Genomic DNA, 18329 nt, shown 5'->3' on the forward strand with positions numbered 1-18329 from the left:
CGCCGCGCCCCCGCGGGGGGGCGCGGCGCGCCGCCCGGGGGCCCCCGCGGTCCCCCCCCCCCCCCCCCCACCCCCCCCCCCGGGGGGGGGGCCCCCCCCCCCGCCCCCGCGCCCCGGCCCGGAGGTACGGCGTTTGGGCCTCGCCGCGAGGTACGGCGTCGGGCCCGGCGCGGAGGTACGGCGTCGGGGCCGAAGCGGGCTCACGGACCCCGCTGGTGCGCGCTCTTGCGGGCCTACGGCCTCAGGTCTGGCTCTTCTCGCTCGGGGCCGCCCGCAGCCAAGGCGTCTTCGCCTCGCCGAGCTGCACCTTCTTGTCGTTCCACGCCCCGAAGCGGGGATTCACCTCGACCCCCAGCTCCCCGGAGGCCGCGCTCAGCGCGGTCACCAGCTTCTGGACGCCCTGCGGGCTGTTGCGGTCGGCGCCGAGGGCTCGCGCGAGCTTGTCCATGGCCACCTGGTTGCCGATGGCCTCGTCGACCTGCCCGGGCGCGATGGCGTACTGCTGGAGCCACTGCGCGTTCAGCCGGTCCTGGCTTCCGGCCTGCTTCACCATGGCGGTCCGCGCCTTCTGCACATCGCCGCGGCTGACGGTCACGCCCGCGTCCTCGGCGGCCCGGTTCAGCACCCGGTTGAAGATCATGCTGCCGAGGGTGGCGCGGGTGAGCTGGCCGCTGTTCCGGATGAGCTGCGCGGGCTGGGCCGAGCCGCGCTGCGCCTCCCGTACGTCCTCCACCTGCGACTGGAGCTGGGCGACGGTGATCCGGTCGCCGTCGACCACGGCCGCCGAGCCCGGGTGCGGGGCACTGCCGCAGGCGGCGAGCAGTGGCGACGCGGAGAGCAGCGCGACGGCGGAGACGGAGAGCGCGGTCCTGCGGCGGATCAGGCGGATCAAGTGAGCCTCCCGGCATGGAACGTGCGAGCGTACGACGGCTGTGACGGTGACCTGGCGGCGACCTGGCGGTGATCGACGTGCTGATCGATCGTAGGGAGTCCGCGTGGCCCGGGCCACTGATTCGGACAACGATTCGTACCCGACTTCGGATACGCGGTCATCCCGCGCCAAAGCGGGCGGGTGCCCGGGTCGGGTTGCCGCCGGTGGGCAGGCGCTGCTCGGGGCAGCCATCCAGCACGCGCCGCATCGCGTCCCGCTCCGCCCGCGTCACCCACAGGCTGTACTTCTTCTTCACGGCGACCTGCCCGGAGACGTACGTGCAGCGGTACTTCTTGTTCGGCGGCAGCCAGGTCGCCGTGTCGCCGTCGCCCTTGCTGCGGTTGGTGCTCGCGTCGACGGCGAGGAGGTTGAGCGGATCGTTGGCGAACGCGATGCGCTTGCGCGGCTCCCACTGCCCCGCGCCCTTCTGCCAGGCGTCGGACAGCGCGACGAGATGGTCGATGTCGACCTCGCTGCCCCCGCCCCGCCGGAACTCCACGCGCCGCCCGGTGTACGGGTCCTGGGCCAGCGTCCCCGACGTCACCGCGCACGAGGCGGCCCGGCGGTCCACATCGGTCAGGTCGCGCCCGAGGATGTCGTCGCGCGTCGGGCACTTGTTGCTGTCGGTGTCGGCCCAGGGCGAGCCGAATCGTTCCCGCGCGTAACCGGTCTTGGGCGCACGCCCTTTGACGGGCAGCCGGTCCACGGCGGCCACGGCCGGTCCGCCCTTCCCGGCGGGTTCCACTCCGCCGTGGCCGCCCGCCTCCTTCGAGTCCTCGGGCATGCATCCGGCGGTGGCCAGGAGGGCGGCGGTGACGGCGGCGGCCACGGCCGCACGGGGAGCGAACGAGGTGCGTATCAAGGCGGTGGTCCCGTCGGGAGTGGGGAGTCGGCCGTACGGGCCGGTGCGTACCGGCGGATACGCGCCCGGCCCCGGACCGCATCCTAGGACCGGGCCCCGCTCCGTCTCCCGCGCTTCCCCCGCTCCGGCTCCCGCCCGCTCCGGACTCAGCCGCCGAGCACGGTGGTGAGGAACTCCCCCGTCCACGCCAGCAGTTCGCGGCCGACCAGCGGCTTGCCGCCGATACGGGCCGTGGCCGGGCGCGGCACCAGCACCTGCTTCGTGGCCGGCTTGATGATCGTGCGCGGGTGGAGGCGCTTGAGGCGCAGCTCCTGCGACTCGCGCAATTCCACCGGCGAGAAGCGGATGTTGGAGCCCTGGAGGGTGATGTCGGAGACGCCGCAGGCGCGCGCGAGCATCCGCAGGCCCGCCACCAGCAGCAGATTCTCCGCGGGCTCCGGCAACTTGCCGTACCGGTCGACCAGTTCCTCCCGCACCGCGGTGATGTCCTCCTCGGAACTCGCCGAGGCGATCGCGCGGTACGCCTGGAGGCGCAGCCGCTCGCCGGGCGCGTAGTCGTGCGGGACGTGCGCGTCGACCGGCAGCTCGATCTTGACCTCGAGCGGGGGCTCCTCCTCGACGCCGCCCTCCAGCGAGGCGCGGTAGTCGGCGACGGCCTCGCCCACCATCCGTACGTACAGGTCGAATCCGACGCCCGCGATGTGGCCCGACTGCTCGCCGCCCAGCAGATTGCCCGCGCCGCGGATCTCCAGGTCCTTCATCGCCACATACATGCCCGCGCCCATCTCCGTGTGCTGCGCGATGGTCGCCAGGCGCTCGTGGGCGGTCTCGGTCAGCGGCTTCTCGGGCGGGTAGAGGAAGTACGCGTAGCCGCGCTCGCGGCCCCGGCCGACACGGCCGCGGAGCTGGTGGAGCTGGGAAAGGCCGAAGTTGTCGCCGCGCTCGACGATGAGGGTGTTGGCGTTGGAGATGTCGATGCCGGACTCGACGATGGTCGTGGAGACCAGGACGTCGAACTTCTTCTCCCAGAAGTCGACCACGACCTGCTCCAGCGAGTTCTCCGACATCTGCCCGTGGGCCGTGGCGATACGGGCCTCGGGCACGATCTCGCGCAGCCTGGCGGCGGCACGGTCGATGGACTCGACACGGTTGTGGATGTAGAAGACCTGGCCCTCGCGCAGGAGTTCGCGGCGGATGGCCGCGCCGATCTGCTTCTCCTCGTACGGCCCGACGAAGGTGAGCACCGGGTGGCGCTCCTCGGGAGGGGTGGTGATCGTCGACATCTCGCGGATGCCGGTGACCGCCATCTCCAGGGTGCGCGGGATGGGGGTCGCGGACATGGTCAGCACGTCCACATTGGCGCGGAGCTTCTTGAGCTGCTCCTTGTGCTCGACGCCGAACCGCTGCTCCTCGTCCACGATGACCAGGCCCAGGTCCTTGAACTTGGTCTCGGAGGAGAAGAGGCGGTGGGTGCCGATGACGACGTCGACCGAGCTCTCCCGCAGGCCGTCGAGGACCCCCTTCGCCTCGGCGTCCGTCTGGAACCGGGACAACGCCTTGACCACGACCGGGAATTGGGAGTAGCGCTCGGAGAAGGTCGCGAAATGCTGCTGCACCAGGAGCGTGGTGGGGACGAGGACCGCGACCTGCTTGCCGTCCTGGACCGCCTTGAAGGCCGCGCGCACGGCGATCTCGGTCTTGCCGTAGCCGACGTCGCCGCAGATCAGCCGGTCCATCGGGACCGACTTCTCCATGTCCTCCTTGACCTCGGCGATCGTGGTGAGCTGGTCGGGCGTCTCGGCGTACGGGAACGCGTCCTCCAGCTCCCGCTGCCAGGGGCTATCCGCGCCGAAGGTGTGACCGGGGGCCGCCATGCGCGCCGAGTACAGCTTGATCAGATCGGCGGCGATCTCCTTGACGGCCTTCTTGGCGCGCGCCTTGGTCTTCGTCCAGTCGGCTCCGCCGAGGCGGTGCAGCGTCGGGGCCTCGCCTCCGGAGTACTTGGTGATCTGCTCCAGCTGGTCGGTCGGGATGTAGAGCCGGTCACCGGGCTGGCCGCGCTTGGCCGGGGCGTACTCGACGACCAGGTACTCGCGGGTGGCGCCCTGGACGGTGCGCTGCACCATCTCGATGTACCGGCCCACACCGTGCTGTTCGTGGACGATGTAGTCGCCCGCCTGAAGCGTCAGCGGGTCGATGGTCTTGCGGCGGCGGGCCGGCATACGGGCCGCGTCCCGCCCGGCGGCCTTCTGGCCCGACAGATCGGTCTCGGTGAGGACGGCGAGCTTCAGGCCGTGGTCGACGAAGCCGTAGTCGATCGAGCCGCAGGCGACGTGGACGACGCCCGGGGTGATGGCGTCGAGATCGGCCTCCAGGCGGGCGGCGATGTCCTCGCCGCCGAGCACCTCGACCGTACGGGCCGCCGTGCCGTGGCCCTCGGTGACGTAGACCGTGCGCCAGCCGTCGGCCAGCCAGCCCTTGCTGTCGGCCAGGGCGCGGGCGGTGTCGCCGCGGTAGCTCTCGGGGGCGCGCATGCCGAGCTGGAGGGCGTCCCCGTCGAGCCCGTCCTCCTCGGTGTGCAGGTCGGAGACGAACGGGCTGACCGTCCACCAGAGCATGCCGAGTTCGCGCGCCCGCTCCCGTACGTCCGCGATGCCCCACAGGGACGCGGCGCCGACGTCGATGGGCGCTTTGCCCGCCTGCCGCCCACCACCGCCCTCGACGGAACGGGCTTCGCCCGCACGCCAGGTCTCGGCCGAAGCGGCCCACGAGGCCTGCAGGAACTCCTGCGAGGTCGCGACGAGGTCGGCGGCCCGGGTGCGTACGCGCTCCGGGTCGCAGACCACGGCCATGCTCCCCTCAGGGAGGACGTCGAGCAGCAGCTCCATGGAGTCGACGAGGACGGGGGCCAGGGACTCCATGCCCTCGACGGCGATGCCCTCGGCGATCCTGCCGAGCAGCTCGCCCAGTTCGGGGTGCTGCTCGGCCAGCGCCGCGGCCCGCCGCCGTACGTCCTCGGTGAGCAGCAGCTCACGGCAGGGCGGGGCCCACAGGCCGTGCTCGGCGACTTCGAGGGACCGCTGGTCGGCGACCTTGAAGTAGCGGACCTCCTCGATGTCGTCGCCCCAGAACTCGACACGGAGCGGATGCTCCTCGGTGGGCGGGAAGACATCGAGGATGCCGCCGCGCACGGCGAACTCACCGCGCTTCTCGACCAGCTCGACGCGGGAGTAGGCGGCGGCCGCCAGGGCGTCCACGACCTCCTCCAAGTCCGCGGTCCCGCCGCTGCGCAGCGCCACCGGCTCCAGATCGCCCAGCCCCTTGACCTGCGGCTGGAGCACGGAGCGGATGGGGGCGACGACAACGCTCACCGGGCCCGCGGACGGGTCGTCGGCGGAGGGGTGGGCGAGCCGGCGCAGCACGGCGAGGCGGCGGCCGACGGTGTCGGAGCGGGGGGAGAGCCGCTCGTGGGGCAGCGTCTCCCAGGACGGGTACTCGACGACGCTGTCCTCGGGCAGGAGCGAGCGCAGGGCGGCGGCGAGGTCCTCGGCCTCGCGGCCGGTGGCGGTCACGGCGAGGACGGTCCGGCCGGCGCCTGCGCCTCCCGGGGCTCCGCCGGTGGCACCGCTCCCCTTGGCGCCCGCCCGGGAGCGGGCGAGGGCGGCGACGGCGAACGGGCGGGCGGCGGGCGGACCGACGAGGTCGACGTGTTGCCGGTTGCCGTCGGCGGCGGCCTTCACCGCTTCGGCGAGCGCGGGATCGTTGACGACGGCGTCGAGCAGACCGTGCAGGCTCATGAAGGCTGTTTCCGTCCCGGGGTGATCACTTGAGTGCAACGCGAACCGCCCGACACGTCGAACGGGCCGGGGTGTCCAGCGTACGTCGCCCTGCCGACAACCGGCGTGGAGTCCCGGACGCGGGGGCCGGGAGGGCGACGATCGGGCCGGAATCAAGCGGCGAGGGCCCCGGGCCGCCCTACGACTCCTGCGGTCCCGGACGGCCGGCGCGATCGCGGGCCGATGCTTCGACTCCCGGGCGGCCTAGCGTGGACAGCATGCGGGGAGACCCGGTGACGCTCTTCCTCTGCGGCGACGTGATGCTCGGCCGCGGCGTCGACGCCATCCTTCCCTGCCCCGGCGACCCCGGGCTGCACGAGCGGTACATCCGGGACGCCCGCGGCTATGTCGCGCTGGCCGAGGCGGCCAGTGGCCCGGTCCCGCATCCGGCGGACTTCTCCTGGCCGTGGGGCGAGGCCCTGCACGTGCTCGACGAGACGGCTCCGGATGTACGAGTGGTGAATCTGGAGACCAGCATCACGCAGAGTGATGACTTCGCTCCGGGGAAGCAGGTCCACTACCGCCTGAATCCGGCCAATCTGCCCTGTCTGACGGTCGCCCGCCCGGACGTGTGCGTGCTGGCGAACAACCACGTCCTCGACTTCGGCGTGACCGGGCTGGAGGAGACGCTCGACGCCCTGGCCGGTGCGGGGCTGCGGGCCGTGGGGGCCGGCCGGAACGCGGACGAGGCCCACCGGCCTGCCGTCGTCGGCACCGCCGGGGGCGGGCGCGTCCTCGTCTTCTCCTTCGGGATGCCGTCGAGCGGGGTGCCCCGCCGCTGGGCTGCGACGGCGGACCGCCCGGGGGTCGGCTTCGTCCCCGCGCCCTCGTCCGCGGACGCGGCACAGGTCGCCGATCGCGTACGGCAGGTCAAACGGCCGGGGGACATCGTGATCGCCTCGGTCCACTGGGGTCCCAACTGGGGCTACGGCGTCTCCCGCGACGAGGCCCGCTTCGCGCACGCGCTGATCGACGGCGGCGTCGACGTCGTCCACGGCCACTCCTCGCACCACCCCCGCCCGGTGGAGGTCTACCACGACAGGCTCGTCCTCTACGGCTGCGGCGACTTCATCGACGACTACGAGGGGATCAGGGGCTACGAGGAGTTCCGGGACGACCTGCGGCTGCTCTGGCTCGTCACGGTGGACCCGGACAGCGGCCGGCTGACCGGCGGCCGGATCGTCCCGCTGCAGGCGCACCGGATGCGTCTGCGCCCGGCGGCGCGCGAGGACTGCGCGTGGCTGCGCGACCTCCTGGACCGGATCAGCCACGGCGCGGGAGTCCAGGTCGGCCTCGGGCCGGGCGGCGGCCTGCTGACGCTGGGGCGGGCGTGATGGCCGGAAGCGGACGCCGACGGAAGAACTCCGGGCCGTCACCGCCCTCTTCGGCCTCCTCGCCGGAGGACCTGGTCCGCGCCGCCCTGGCGGCCGGCGTCCGCGACAGACGGGTGCTGGAGGCCCTGCGGACGACGCCGCGCACGCGTTTCGTGCCCGCCGCCCACGCCGCCGCGGCCTACATCGACGCACCGCTCCCCATCGGCCGCGGGCAGGTCACGTCGCAGCCCTCGCTGTCGGCGCTGATGATCGAGGGCCTCGAACTCACCGGCACCGAGCACGTCCTGGAGATCGGCACGGGCCACGGCTTCCAGACGGCCCTCCTCGCCCGCGTGGCGGGAGATGTCGTGAGCATCGACAGATGGCCGGAGTTGGTGGAGGAGGCGCGCCGCAACCTCCTCGGCGAGGGCATCGGCACGGTGGAACTCCTCGTCGGCGACGGCACGTTGGGCGTACCGGAGCACGCCCCGTACGACGCGGTCCTGATCTCGGCCGCCTTCCTCAAGGTCCCTCCGCCCGTGACCGCCCGGCTCCGCCCGGGCGGCCGCCTGGTGGCGCCCATCGGCCCGGGTGGCAGAGAGGACGTGGTCTCCTTCGTGCGCACGGACGCAGGCCTGGCGCGCGAGGGGATCCTGACGGGGGCGAGCTTCGTCCGCCTCTACGGGCGGCACGGTTATCCGCCGTGAGACCGGCGTCGCACCGCGCCCGCCCGGACACGACGAGCCCCCGGGCCCGCTCCCGTCGAAGCGTTCCCGGGGGCCCGTCGCCGCGAAGGCCGCACCGCGGCCTCCCCGTTGCCCTGCTCCTTCTACTCCGTCGCGATCGCGTTCAGCACGTTCATCCGGCCCGCCCGGAACGCCGGGATCATGGCGGCGACCAGGCCCACGAACGCCGAGGCTATGAAGACCGTGATGATCGTGGGCCAGGGGATGTCCAGAACCTCGAGACCCTGCAGGGCCAGGAGCTTCTGGGCGCTGGCGCCCCAGCCCATGCCCAGGCCGAGTCCCAGAAGGGCGCCGAAGAGGGCGATGACGACGGACTCCAGGCGGATCATGCGCCGGAGCTGGCGGCGGGAGAGGCCGATGGCGCGCATCAGGCCGATCTCCCGGGTGCGTTCGACCACCGAGAGGGCCAGGGTGTTCACGACACCGAGCACCGCCACGATGATCGCCAGTGCCAGCAGGCCGTAGACGATGTTGAGCAGTTGGCCGACCTGGTCCTTCAACTGCTTCTTGTAGTCGGTCTGGTCGCGCACCGTGTACTGCGGGTACTCCTTCATGGAGTCCTTGAGCGCGGTGTACGCGGCCTTCTCCTTACCGGCCTCCGCCTTCGCGAACATGATCGTGTTCAACGGCATCCGCTTCTCGGGCAGATGGCGTTCGGCGGTCGCGATGCTGGTGTAGTTCACGCCCTTGTCGACGGAGGAGTCGTCGGACGTGATCGCCGCGACCTTCAGGCGCGCGGTCTCGCCGTCCTGGAAGGCCACCTTCAGCCTGTCCCCGACCTTGATGCCGTGCTTCTTGGCGTATGTGTCGCCGACCGACATGGCGTTCCGGCCGTAGGCGGCGGACAGTTCGCCCGAGACGGTCTCCCGCCGCAGGTCCTGCGCGTACGTCGGGTCGGCCGCGACCAGGCCGGCGTCACCCGTCCTGCCGTCCGGGGTGGTGATCCGCGTCGCGAGGTTCTTGTACTCGGTGACGTGGTCGACCCCGGTGGCGGTCCGCAGCGCCTTGGCCGCCTGCGGCTGGATCGGCTGGCCGGTGTCGGACTGGACGATGAAGTCCGCGCCGACCGACTTGTCGAGCTGGTCGGTGGCCGAGGCCACCATCGAGGAGCCGACCACGGAGAGGCCGGCGACCAGCGCGAGTCCGATCATCAGGGCCGCGCCGGTGGCGCCCGTACGCCGCGGGTTGCGCAGTGCGTTGCGCTCCGCCATCCGCCCCACGGGTCCGAACATCCGCAGCACGATCACGCTGATGACGCGTACCACGTAGCCCGCGAGCACCGGCCCGATGACGACGAAGCCGATGAGGGTGAGTACCACGCCGAGGCCCAGGAACATCGAGCCCTCGACCGCCTTGTCGGCCTTGGCCGCGGCGTAGAGGCCGGCCCCGCCCGCGCCCGTCAGCACCAGTCCGAGGACGGCGCGGACCCAGCCGGTCCTCCGGTCCGCCGGGGTGCCGACATCGCGCAGGGCGGCCATCGGCGAGACCTTGCCGGCGCGGCGCGCGGGCAGGTACGCGGCGAGGACCGTGACGACGACGCCCAGGGTCACGCCCACCACCGGAGTGGTCCACTTGACCGTCAGATCCGCGGTGGACAGGTGCATCCCGAGGAGGCCCATGAGCTTCATCAGGCCGACCGCGAGGCCCACGCCCGCCCCGACACCCACCACCGAGCCGACGAAGCCCAGCAGCAGCGCCTCGATCAGCACCGAGCGGTTGACCTGCCGGCGGCCCGCCCCGATGGCGCGCATCAGGCCGATCTCGCGGGTGCGCTGGGCGACCAGCATCGAGAAGGTGTTGATGATGAGGAAGATGCCGACGAGGAAGGCGACTCCGGCGAAGCCGAGCATCGCGTACTTCATCACGTCGAGGAAGTCGCCGATGCCCTCGCGGCTGGAGTCGGCGGCCTCCTTCTGCGTCTGCACCTTGTAGCCGCCGCCGAGTTCGGACGCGACGTTCTTCTTGAGCTGTTCGTCGGTGACGCCGGCGTCGGCGGTGGCGGAGACCGAGGTGTAGACGTTCTTGCCGCCGAGCAGCTTGCGCTGGGCCGTTTCCGTGTCGAAGTAGACCACCGCGGCACCGGGGTTGGTGACCTTGAAGGCCGCTATGCCGACGATCTTCGCCCGGAAGTCTCCGGTCACGGCGATGGTGCGCAGTTCGTCGCCGAGCTTCAGCTTGTGCTTCTCGGCGGTGTCCCCGTCGACCATGACCTCGGTGGGACCGCGCGGACGGTGGCCCTCCGAGATCTCCATGGCGCGCAGTTCGTTGTCGGTCCAGTTGGCCGCGATGGTCGGGGCGCCGGTGCTGGAGCCCATGTTCTTGTTGTCGGAGTCGACGACCGTCACGCTCATGCTGTTGACGGCGCCCTCGACGGACTTCACGCCCTTCGCCTTCTTCACCTCGGTGAGCGTCCGGGCAGGCAGCGACTCGGGCCGGCCGGTCCGCGGCACCTCACCTCCGCCCTTCTGGCCCTTGGGGCTGACGGTGATGTCTGCCGAAGTGGTGGCGAAGAGCTTGTCGAAGGTGGTGTTCATGGTGTCGGAGAAGACCAGCGTGCCGCACACGAAGGCCACCGACAGCAGGACGGCGATGGCGGAGAGCGCCATCCGCCCCTTGTGCGCAAGGAAGTTGCGCAGCGACGTTCTGACGACCGTCACGACACCCTCCCGCGGGCGTCGAAGTTCTTCATCCGGTCCAGGACCTGCTCGGCGGTCGGGTTGTACATCTCGTCCACGATCCGCCCGTCGGCCAGGTACAGCACCCGGTCCGCGTACGCGGCGGCGACGGGGTCGTGGGTGACGGTGACGATGGTCTGGCCCAGCTCGTCGACCGAGCGCCGCAGGAAGCCGAGGACCTCCGCGCCTGCGCGCGAGTCCAGGTTCCCGGTCGGCTCGTCACCGAAGATGATCTCGGGGCGGGCGGCAAGGGCGCGGGCCACGGCGACGCGCTGCTGCTGGCCACCGGACAGCTCGGTCGGCCGGTGCTTCAGCCGGTCCGCCAGACCGACGGTCTTCACGACGCGGTTCAGCCACTCGCGGTCGGGCTTGCGTCCCGCGATGTCCATGGGCAGCGTGATGTTCTCCAGCGCGTTGAGCGTCGGCAGCAGGTTGTACGCCTGGAAGATGAAGCCGATACGGTCCCGGCGAAGCCGTGTGAGCTTCTTGTCCTTGAGCTTGGTGATCTCGGTCTCGTCGACGAAGATCTGGCCCGAGGTCACGGTGTCGAGGCCGGCCAGGCAGTGCATGAGCGTGGATTTGCCGGAGCCCGACGGGCCCATGATCGCGGTGAACTGCCCACGGGCGATGTCCACGTCGACATGGTCGAGGGCGACGACGCGCGTCTCGCCCGACCCGTAGGCCTTCAGCACCTGACGCGCCCGCGCGGCAACGGCCGTACGCCCTCCACTGCCCCCGGTCCTGGGAATGGTCACAGCCGATGTCACGGTGTCTCTCCTCAGTCGTGTGCGGACGGAAGGCGATCCCCCCGTCCGGTAGGGCCCGAGTCTGCGGGTGCTCGGCCGTGCCGCGCACGGGTGCGCGGCACCGTCCGGGAGGGGGGTTTTCCCCACCCCTCCGCCGCGGGACTCCGGGAACTGGCCCCACTCCCCGGAGTCCCGCGGCCCCCCTTGGGGGCCCACGAGAAGGCTAGGGGCGGCACGTTGATCCCCTCCTCCTCCAGCAGGACGAACCCCGGCTGCCCCCAAGTACGGACCTCCCCCTAGGGGTCGTCCGCCCCTGGGCCGAGCCGGGCGTACGGTCCGAGCCTGCACCCTCCCGTAACCGGAGGGTCAAGCCCGGATCCGCCCCTATGAGGGTCCGGGGGAACCGACGGGTGGCGTAGGGGGGTCGGGGCCCCGGCCGGGCCCACGAGCGGCGGGCTCTCCCGCCGTCGGTAGGGAGCGCAGGCCCCCTGTTTCGGAACCCGGGCACCGCATGGAAGGGTGCGTCGTACACGCACCCGAGGGACGTACACGGAACCGAAGACGTACGTCAGAACCGAGGACGCTGTACACGGACCTGGAGAGGGGCACGGTGAGCGGCACCGCGAGACGTACGGGCCACGGCGCTGCATCCGAGGCCGCGCCCGCCCCCACCGCCCACCGCGGCCCCGTCGCCGCGGCGCTCATGCTCGGCATGGCGCTGGCCGCACTGGACACCACGATCGTCTCGACCGCCGTCCCGCAGATCGTCGGCGACCTCGGCGGCTTCTCCGTCTTCTCCTGGCTCTTCTCCGGCTACCTGCTCGCCGTGACCGTCACCCTCCCCGTGTACGGCAAGCTGTCCGACACCTTCGGCCGCAAGCCCGTCCTCGTCTGCGGCATCGTGCTCTTCCTCGTCGGCTCCCTGCTGTGCGCGGGTGCCTGGAACATGGGCGGCCTCATCGCCTTCCGCATCGTGCAGGGTCTCGGCGGAGGCGCGATCCAGGGGACGGTCCAGACGATCGCCGCCGACCTCTACCCCCTGAAGGACCGGCCCAAGATCCAGGCCAAGCTCTCGACGGTGTGGGCCGTTTCCGCGGTGGCGGGACCGGCCCTCGGCGGCCTCCTCGTGGCGTACGCCCACTGGCGCTGGATCTTCCTCATCAACCTGCCCGTCGGCGCCGTCGCCCTGTGGCTGATCAGCCGTCATCTCCGCGAGACCGTACCGGCGAGGCCGCCGCGGCCGTCACCGCGAACGGCGGGGCGCCGGCGCTCCTTCCGCATGCCCCGCGTCGACTGGGCGGGGGCGCTGGCCGTCTTCGCCTGCGGCGGACTGCTGCTGACGGCATTGGTCCAGGGCGGCGTGGCCTGGCCCTGGCTGTCGGCGCCCTCGCTCGGGCTGTTCGCCGCCGGCGCGGCATGCGCCGCCGCGACTGTCGTCATCGAGCGCCGGGCCGCCGACCCGATCATCCCCGGCTGGGTGTGGAAGCGGCGGACGATCGCCGCCGTCAACCTCGCCCTCGGCGCCCTCGGCCTGCTCATGGTCGCCCCCACCGTCTTCCTGCCGACCTACGCCCAGTCCGTCCTGGGACTCGGGCCCACCGCCGCCGGGTTCGTGCTCTCCGTCATGACCCTGAGCTGGCCGGTCTCGGCCGCGCTGAGCAGCCATGTCTACAACCGCATCGGCTTCCGGCAGAGCGCGCTGCTGGGCATCGGCCTCGCCACGCTGATCCTCCTGGCCTTCCCACTGCTCCCGTATCCCGGCGAACCGTGGATGCCCGCGCTGATCATGCTGCTGCTCGGGGGTGCGCTGGGCATCTTCCAACTCCCGCTGATCATCGGCGTGCAGTCCTCGGTGGAATGGGCCGAGCGCGGTACGGCCACGGCCTCCGTGCTCTTCAACCGGCAGATCGGGCAGAGCGTGGGCGCGGCGCTGTTCGGGGCGGTCGCCAACGCCACCCTCGCCGGGCGCCTGGCCGAGGCACCCGCCGCCATCCGGCCGGAGCTGCCGGACAGCCTCGACTCGGTCTCGCACGCCCTCGAGCGTCCCGGCGCGCTCTCGGACACCGCGGCGGACTATCTGCGACGGGCGGTCGACGCGGCCGTGGACCATGTGTACGTGGGAGCGGCGGCCGCCGCGGCCCTCGCCTTCCTGGTCCTCCTGCTCCTGGCCCCGCGCCGCTTCCCCGTCCTGCCCGACAGCGAGCCAGGGCCGGGCCGCGAGGACACCGATACGGGCGGGGGCGCGTAGTCCCGACACGGCGGGCGGACCCCGTCCGCATGAGCGGGTCCACGTGAGCGGATCCAGCGGATCCACGCGGGCGGATGCGCGAGCGGGCGATGGCCTACGGGTCCGCGGGTGCCGACGCGTTCCGTCCTCCGCGGCGCCGGTCCGTCCCGTCCTCCGCGGAGCCCACCCGTTCAGTCCTCCGCGCTCGCCGACGGCCCCGGCACCGATCCGGTCTCCGCCACCTCTTCCCTGCCTCCCTGGCTCCCCTCCGGGACACGGACCGACAGCGCCGCCAGGCTCCCCCGCACATGGTCCAGGTGCCGGCGGACCTCGTCGCGCCGCTCCGCGTGCTGCCCCAGCACCGCCTCGGTCTCCTCGACGACCCGCTCCTCCCAGGCCCGCGCCCGCGCCAGCAGGTCCGCGGCCTGGGCCTCCGCCGCCTCCTGCCCGTACCGGGCCGCCTGGTCGACCTCGGCGAACCGCCGCTGTGCCTGCGCCAGCCCGGCCTCCGACCGCTCCACCAGCTCCTCGACGCGGGCGTCGAACCCTGCCTCCTGCTCGGCCAGTTCACGCCCCGCCTCGTCCCAGCGGGCCGCCTGTTCCTTCTCCTGGTCGGCCAGGAGATCCCCGCACCGCTCCCGCATCTCCTTCAGGGCGGCGACCGCGTCGGTGCGCAGTTCCTTCGCGTCGCGCCGCGCGGTCACCCGCATCTCGTCGGCGACCTGCTGGGCCACGACCCTGCACCGCTCGGCCCACGCCTCGGCGTCCCCCCGCACGCGCATCGCCACACCGCGCGCGTGCTCCCGTACGGTCCGCTCGAACGCGTCCGCTTCCTCGCGCACCTCGTGCCCCGCCGCCTCGGCGGCGTCCCGCAGGTCCACCGACTGCGACTCGGCCAGGGACAGCAGATCCTGGGCGCGGGTGCCCAGCCCCTCGTAGGTCTGCTGCGGCAGCGACTCCGCCGCCTCCCGCAGGTGACGGGCCTTCTCCTCCATCTCCTTGACGAGGACGGTGAGGCGCGCCGCGCGCTCCCAGGTCTCGTCGCGGGACGCCGACAGCCCGCCGACGATGCGGTCGACCTGCTCGGGCCGGTAGCCACGCTCGCGGCCCCGTACCGCGGTGAAGCCCTGCGGTGACACAGACGCACTCATCCTGAAGCCCCTTTTATCCGTCATGGTGGTCATGCCGTGTTCTGCGGCGCACATCTTTCTGGATGAGAGCGAATACCGCATAACGCGACACTCCGCACGCGACCGCGCCAAGAGGTGGGGAAACCCAGCGGATAATGCGCGCGTGCCGCCCGTACGCTGGTCGGTATGACCACAACGGGGGCAGTCAGGGAAGCCGGTGCGCGAGGGGCGCCGACCGGCCCATGGTGGTGGGCGAGACGGCGCAGCATGGTGCTCGACGTCGTCCTCGCCGTCATCTCCGCCATCGAATGCGCGGTCGAGGGGATCCCCTTCGCCCACGAGGCGGACGTAGCGGTGCCCGCCGGGGTGGCCCTGGGCCTGGTGGCCGGGTCGGCCCTCGTCCTGCGGCGGCGCTGGCCGATAGCGGTCGTGCTGGTCTCGATCGCCATCACCCCGGCCGAAATGGGCTTCCTGCTGGGCGTCGTGGGCCTCTACACGCTCGCCGCGTCCGACGTGCCGCGCCGCATCACCGTCATCCTGGCCGGAATGTCCATGGCCGGGACCCTGCTGATCACCTTCATCAGCTTCCACCAGGACATGCGGAGCGACGGCTACAGCCCGCCGTTCTGGGTCTCCACCCTCGTCTCCGCGCTCATGGCCATCGGCCTGGCCGCACCGTCCCTGCTGCTCGGCCTGTACGTGGGCGCCCGCCGGCGCCTCGTGGAGAGCCTGCGCGAACGGGCCGACGGCCTCGAACGCGAACTCTCCCTCCTCGCCGAACGCGCCGAGGAGCGTGCGGAGTGGGCACGCAACGAGGAACGGACCCGCATCGCGCGGGAAATGCACGACGTGGTCGCCCACCGCGTATCGCTCATGGTCGTCCACGCCGCAGCCCTCCAGGCCGTCGCCCAGAAAGACCCCGAGCGCGCCGTGCGCAACGCCGCCCTCGTCGGCGACATGGGGCGGCAGGCGCTCAACGAACTGCGCGAGATGCTCGGCGTCCTGCGCACCGAGGACCGGCTCGCCGCACCGGCCCGGCTCGCGGAGTTCGCCACGGCACGCGGCGGCGCCGAGGCGGACGGGGACGGGATCGCGCTCGCGGCCGGGTCGCTGTCGGGGGCGGCCTGGCCCGTCGCTGTCGCCGTGCAGGAGCCGGACGGGCCCTCGCTCAGCGAACTGGAGGCCCTCATCGGGCAGTCACGGGCGGCGGGCATGGCGGTGGAGCTGTCCGTCGAGGGCGACCTGCGCACCTACACCGCCCGTGTCGAGCAGACCGCCTACCGCGTCGTCCAGGAAGCGCTCACCAACGTCCACAAGCACGCCGCGGGCGCCAAGGCCCAGGTGCGGCTCGCCCACCGGGAGTCCGAGGTCGCGGTCCTGGTGGAGAACGGGCCTCCGGCCGAGGGCGTGGCCGGCGCCCGCCTCCCCAGCGGGGGCAACGGTCTGGTCGGCATGCGGGAGCGGGTCACCGCCCTCGGCGGCGGATTCGTGTCCGGGCCCACCGACGCGGGCGGCTTCCGCGTATCGGCGGTCCTCCCGGACCGCGCGCCGGACGCCCTGCGGCCGGTCTGAGAGACCGGTTCGAGAGAGCGGTCCCGTGAGACCGGTCCGACAGAGTGGTCCGTGAGGCCGGTCCGAGAGAGCTGGGCTTCCTTCCCGGGCGCGCTCGCGCGGCACACCACGCGGCACACCACGGAGCCCGTACGTGCCTTCGCACCGGTACGGACCCGATGGCCCACGGCCCACGGCCCGTGGCCCGGACGGACCCGGTGGCTCGAACTGGCCGGAGTTGCGCGGCCCCGAGCTGCGCGGCCCGGAATCCGTACCGGCCGTCGGCCGTCCCGTCAGCCGCCCGTCGAGAGGCGGGCCGGGCGCGTGCCCGTGACCAGGGTCGCGAGCGCCTGGTCGATGTCCTGCCCCAGGAACCAGTCGCCGGTGTGATCGAGGCTGTAGACCCGGCCCTCGGAATCGATCGCCAGCACCGCGCCGGCGCCTCCCGTCTCCGCACCCAGTGGACACACCTCGGCCTCCAGCGCCCGCCCGAGATCGGCGAACGTACGGGCCATGTGCAGCCCCCTCATGGGGTCCACCACCAGCGCCGTGGGCGCTATGTGCCGCCCCGGCCCCGCGCCCGCGACATACAGCCCGCCGAACTCCGCCCACGCCTCGACGGCCGCCGGAAGGACCGTGTGCTCGTGCCCCGCGGGCGAGGCGTGGGCGCGCAGCGCGTCGGCCCAGATCTCCGCCTGCCGGATGTCCCAGCGGCCCGGCTGCCACCCCGCCTCGCGCAGCGCCGCATCGACGGCGACGGGAAAACGCGTGGCGGCGGTCCGGTCAAAAGCGCGCACGTCAGCTCCCGGCTGTCGCCGGATCGACCGCGCGCACCCCGAAGTGGGCCAGCAGCGGCGAGCACGAACGACAGGGCGGGGCGTACGCGCCGTGCTGGGGGTCACCGTCCTCGCGGATGTGCCGCGCGGTGAGCTTCGCCTGCTTCAGCGCCCGCCGCGCCTCCCCCTGCGAGAGCGGTTTGCGCGAAGCGCGCTTGCTGCGCGCTCCTTCCGCCCCCGAGAGGAAACGCGACAGCAGCACCGCCTCGGGGCACCGGCCCGTGAAGCGCTCCCGCCGGTCGGTGCTGAGCGTGTCCAGGTAGTCCTGCACCAGCGGATGCAGTACGGGCGGCTGGTCACCCTTGCTGGCCGTCGCCGTCAGCATCTCGCCGCGTACGGACAGCGCGGCCGCCACGGCCGGCAGGATCCCGTCACGGCGGTGACGGAGCGCGGGCGGGCCACCGGCGCCATCCGTGACGCTCCAGCTCAGCCGGGGATCGCCCGGCCGCCTGCCTGCCGGGCCGGACGCGTCGGCGGCGTCGATCTCTGGTGCGGCGTTCATGGTGGTGCTCTTCCCTCCCGTGCAATCCCCCGAGTTGCGGGGGACAGCCTGCCAAATGTGCTGGCAGATGGGGAAGTCACGGACGGCCGCTGGCGCGCCGTTCTCCTACCGGGGGGTTGCGGGCGGGACGGCGAGGCGGGAGGGTTCCGGACATGCGTACCCGGCCATCCGCCCGTTCCCGCAGCCGCCTTACCCGCGCCCGCAGGCGGCCTGTCCTCGCCTGCCTCCTCGCCGTACCCGTCCTCGCGCTGTCCGCGGTGGCGTGCACCGGCGGCAGCGGGGACCGCGCGGCGGAGGACCGGCCCGCGTCCGGGGACGGCAAGGACGGCGGAGATTCCGGCGGGTCCCAGAACAGCGATACGGAAGAGGACAAGGGTGTACGCGCCCTGACGAAAGCGGAATTGACCTCCGCACTGCTGACCAAGCGCGACATCTCCGGCTACGAGGTGGAGCGCACCAAGTCCGGCGGCATCACCGCAGAGGCCCCCACCGAGATCGACCGCCAGGAATGCCGCGCCGTCGCCGACGCCATCGCCTCGAAGCCCTCGCACCGGCGGACCGCGAGCGTCAACGCCACACTCGCCAAGGGCACGTTCGGCGGGGTCGGCACCTTCCAGGCGCTGCAGCTCTCCGCCTGGGCCGACGGTGAAGCCGGCGCCTGGCTGGGCGAGTTGAAGAAGGCGACCGGCACCTGCGCCGCGTTCACCGGCACCCGGAACGGCGGCGGCACCACCCGGTACACCGTCAGCGACGCCGAAGGAGCCGACGCGGGGGACGAATCCGTCACCTTCACCCTGAGCGAGAAGGGCGGCGGGGACGGGAAGAGCGGCGGGGCCGTCGTCGTCACCGTGGTGCGCAGCGGCGCGAACACCGCCACCTATCTCTCCATCCCGATGGCCGGAAAGGCCGCCCCGGTCGAGGAGAGCGTCGCCGCCGAGCAGCACGAGAAGCTCACTGCGGCGGCCGACGGCTGA

13 protein-coding genes are annotated in these 18329 nt (G+C 72.5%); 5 read left to right on the plus strand and 8 right to left on the minus strand.

Annotation, left to right across the window (positions count from 1 at the left end; genetic code table 11):
* Positions 1 to 241: 241 nt before the first annotated feature.
* The 3 genes from ACGFNH_RS17430 to mfd all read right to left on the minus strand — a co-directional run bounded on the left by ACGFNH_RS17430 (position 242) and on the right by mfd (position 5590).
* Positions 242 to 883, minus strand: a complete 642-nt coding sequence (locus ACGFNH_RS17430; RefSeq protein WP_393655380.1) for a SurA N-terminal domain-containing protein — start codon at positions 881 to 883, stop codon at positions 242 to 244.
* A 166-nt stretch (positions 884 to 1049) separates the two neighbouring features.
* A complete protein-coding gene (locus ACGFNH_RS17435) occupies positions 1050 to 1715 on the minus strand; it encodes an HNH endonuclease family protein (RefSeq protein WP_393655382.1) in 666 nt (221 codons plus the stop codon).
* A 224-nt stretch (positions 1716 to 1939) separates the two neighbouring features.
* Positions 1940 to 5590, minus strand: a complete 3651-nt coding sequence (gene mfd / locus ACGFNH_RS17440; protein WP_393654551.1) for a transcription-repair coupling factor — start codon at positions 5588 to 5590, stop codon at positions 1940 to 1942.
* Positions 5591 to 5847: 257 nt separating this feature from the next.
* Here mfd and ACGFNH_RS17445 point away from each other — a divergent pair, with 257 nt between their 5' ends.
* A complete protein-coding gene (locus tag ACGFNH_RS17445; protein WP_393654553.1) occupies positions 5848 to 6963 on the plus strand; it encodes a CapA family protein in 1116 nt (371 codons plus the stop codon).
* Positions 6963 to 7649, plus strand: coding sequence for a protein-L-isoaspartate(D-aspartate) O-methyltransferase (locus ACGFNH_RS17450; RefSeq protein ID WP_393654555.1), 687 nt, complete (start codon positions 6963 to 6965; stop codon positions 7647 to 7649). The genes ACGFNH_RS17445 and ACGFNH_RS17450 overlap by 1 nt, the downstream gene beginning before the upstream one ends.
* A gap of 122 nt (positions 7650 to 7771) precedes the next feature.
* Here the strand turns inward: ACGFNH_RS17450 and ACGFNH_RS17455 are convergent, their stop codons facing one another.
* A complete protein-coding gene (locus tag ACGFNH_RS17455) occupies positions 7772 to 10345 on the minus strand; it encodes an ABC transporter permease (RefSeq protein ID WP_393654557.1) in 2574 nt (857 codons plus the stop codon).
* Positions 10342 to 11130, minus strand: coding sequence for an ABC transporter ATP-binding protein (locus ACGFNH_RS17460; RefSeq protein WP_393654559.1), 789 nt, complete (start codon positions 11128 to 11130; stop codon positions 10342 to 10344). Before ACGFNH_RS17460 ends, ACGFNH_RS17455 begins: the two co-directional genes overlap by 4 nt.
* A 682-nt stretch (positions 11131 to 11812) precedes the next feature.
* Between ACGFNH_RS17460 and ACGFNH_RS17465 the strand changes: the two genes are divergently transcribed.
* A complete protein-coding gene (locus ACGFNH_RS17465; RefSeq protein WP_393655384.1) occupies positions 11813 to 13357 on the plus strand; it encodes an MDR family MFS transporter in 1545 nt (514 codons plus the stop codon).
* 170 nt (positions 13358 to 13527) lie between these two features.
* Here the strand turns inward: ACGFNH_RS17465 and ACGFNH_RS17470 are convergent, their stop codons facing one another.
* Entirely contained in the window at positions 13528 to 14487 is a 960-nt protein-coding gene (locus ACGFNH_RS17470; protein ID WP_393654561.1) for a cellulose-binding protein, read from the minus strand.
* Between the two features lie 165 nt (positions 14488 to 14652).
* On the opposite strand from ACGFNH_RS17470, the gene ACGFNH_RS17475 reads away from it, so the two are divergent.
* Positions 14653 to 16038 (plus strand): sensor histidine kinase, encoded by a 1386-nt coding sequence (locus tag ACGFNH_RS17475; protein ID WP_393654563.1) that lies wholly within the window; start codon positions 14653 to 14655, stop codon positions 16036 to 16038.
* 272 nt (positions 16039 to 16310) lie between these two features.
* Here the strand turns inward: ACGFNH_RS17475 and ACGFNH_RS17480 are convergent, their stop codons facing one another.
* The gene (locus ACGFNH_RS17480) at positions 16311 to 16814 is read right to left on the minus strand and encodes an SUKH-3 domain-containing protein (protein WP_393654565.1); all 504 of its coding nucleotides are present in this window, start codon (positions 16812 to 16814) and stop codon (positions 16311 to 16313) included.
* A 1-nt stretch (position 16815) separates the two neighbouring features.
* Positions 16816 to 17355, minus strand: a complete 540-nt coding sequence (locus tag ACGFNH_RS17485; protein ID WP_393654567.1) for a YwqJ-related putative deaminase — start codon at positions 17353 to 17355, stop codon at positions 16816 to 16818.
* A gap of 152 nt (positions 17356 to 17507) precedes the next feature.
* On the opposite strand from ACGFNH_RS17485, the gene ACGFNH_RS17490 reads away from it, so the two are divergent.
* Entirely contained in the window at positions 17508 to 18329 is an 822-nt protein-coding gene (locus ACGFNH_RS17490; protein WP_393654569.1) for a hypothetical protein, read from the plus strand.

This window comes from Streptomyces sp. NPDC048639 (assembly GCF_043199075.1).
Taxonomy (GTDB): domain Bacteria; phylum Actinomycetota; class Actinomycetes; order Streptomycetales; family Streptomycetaceae; genus Streptomyces.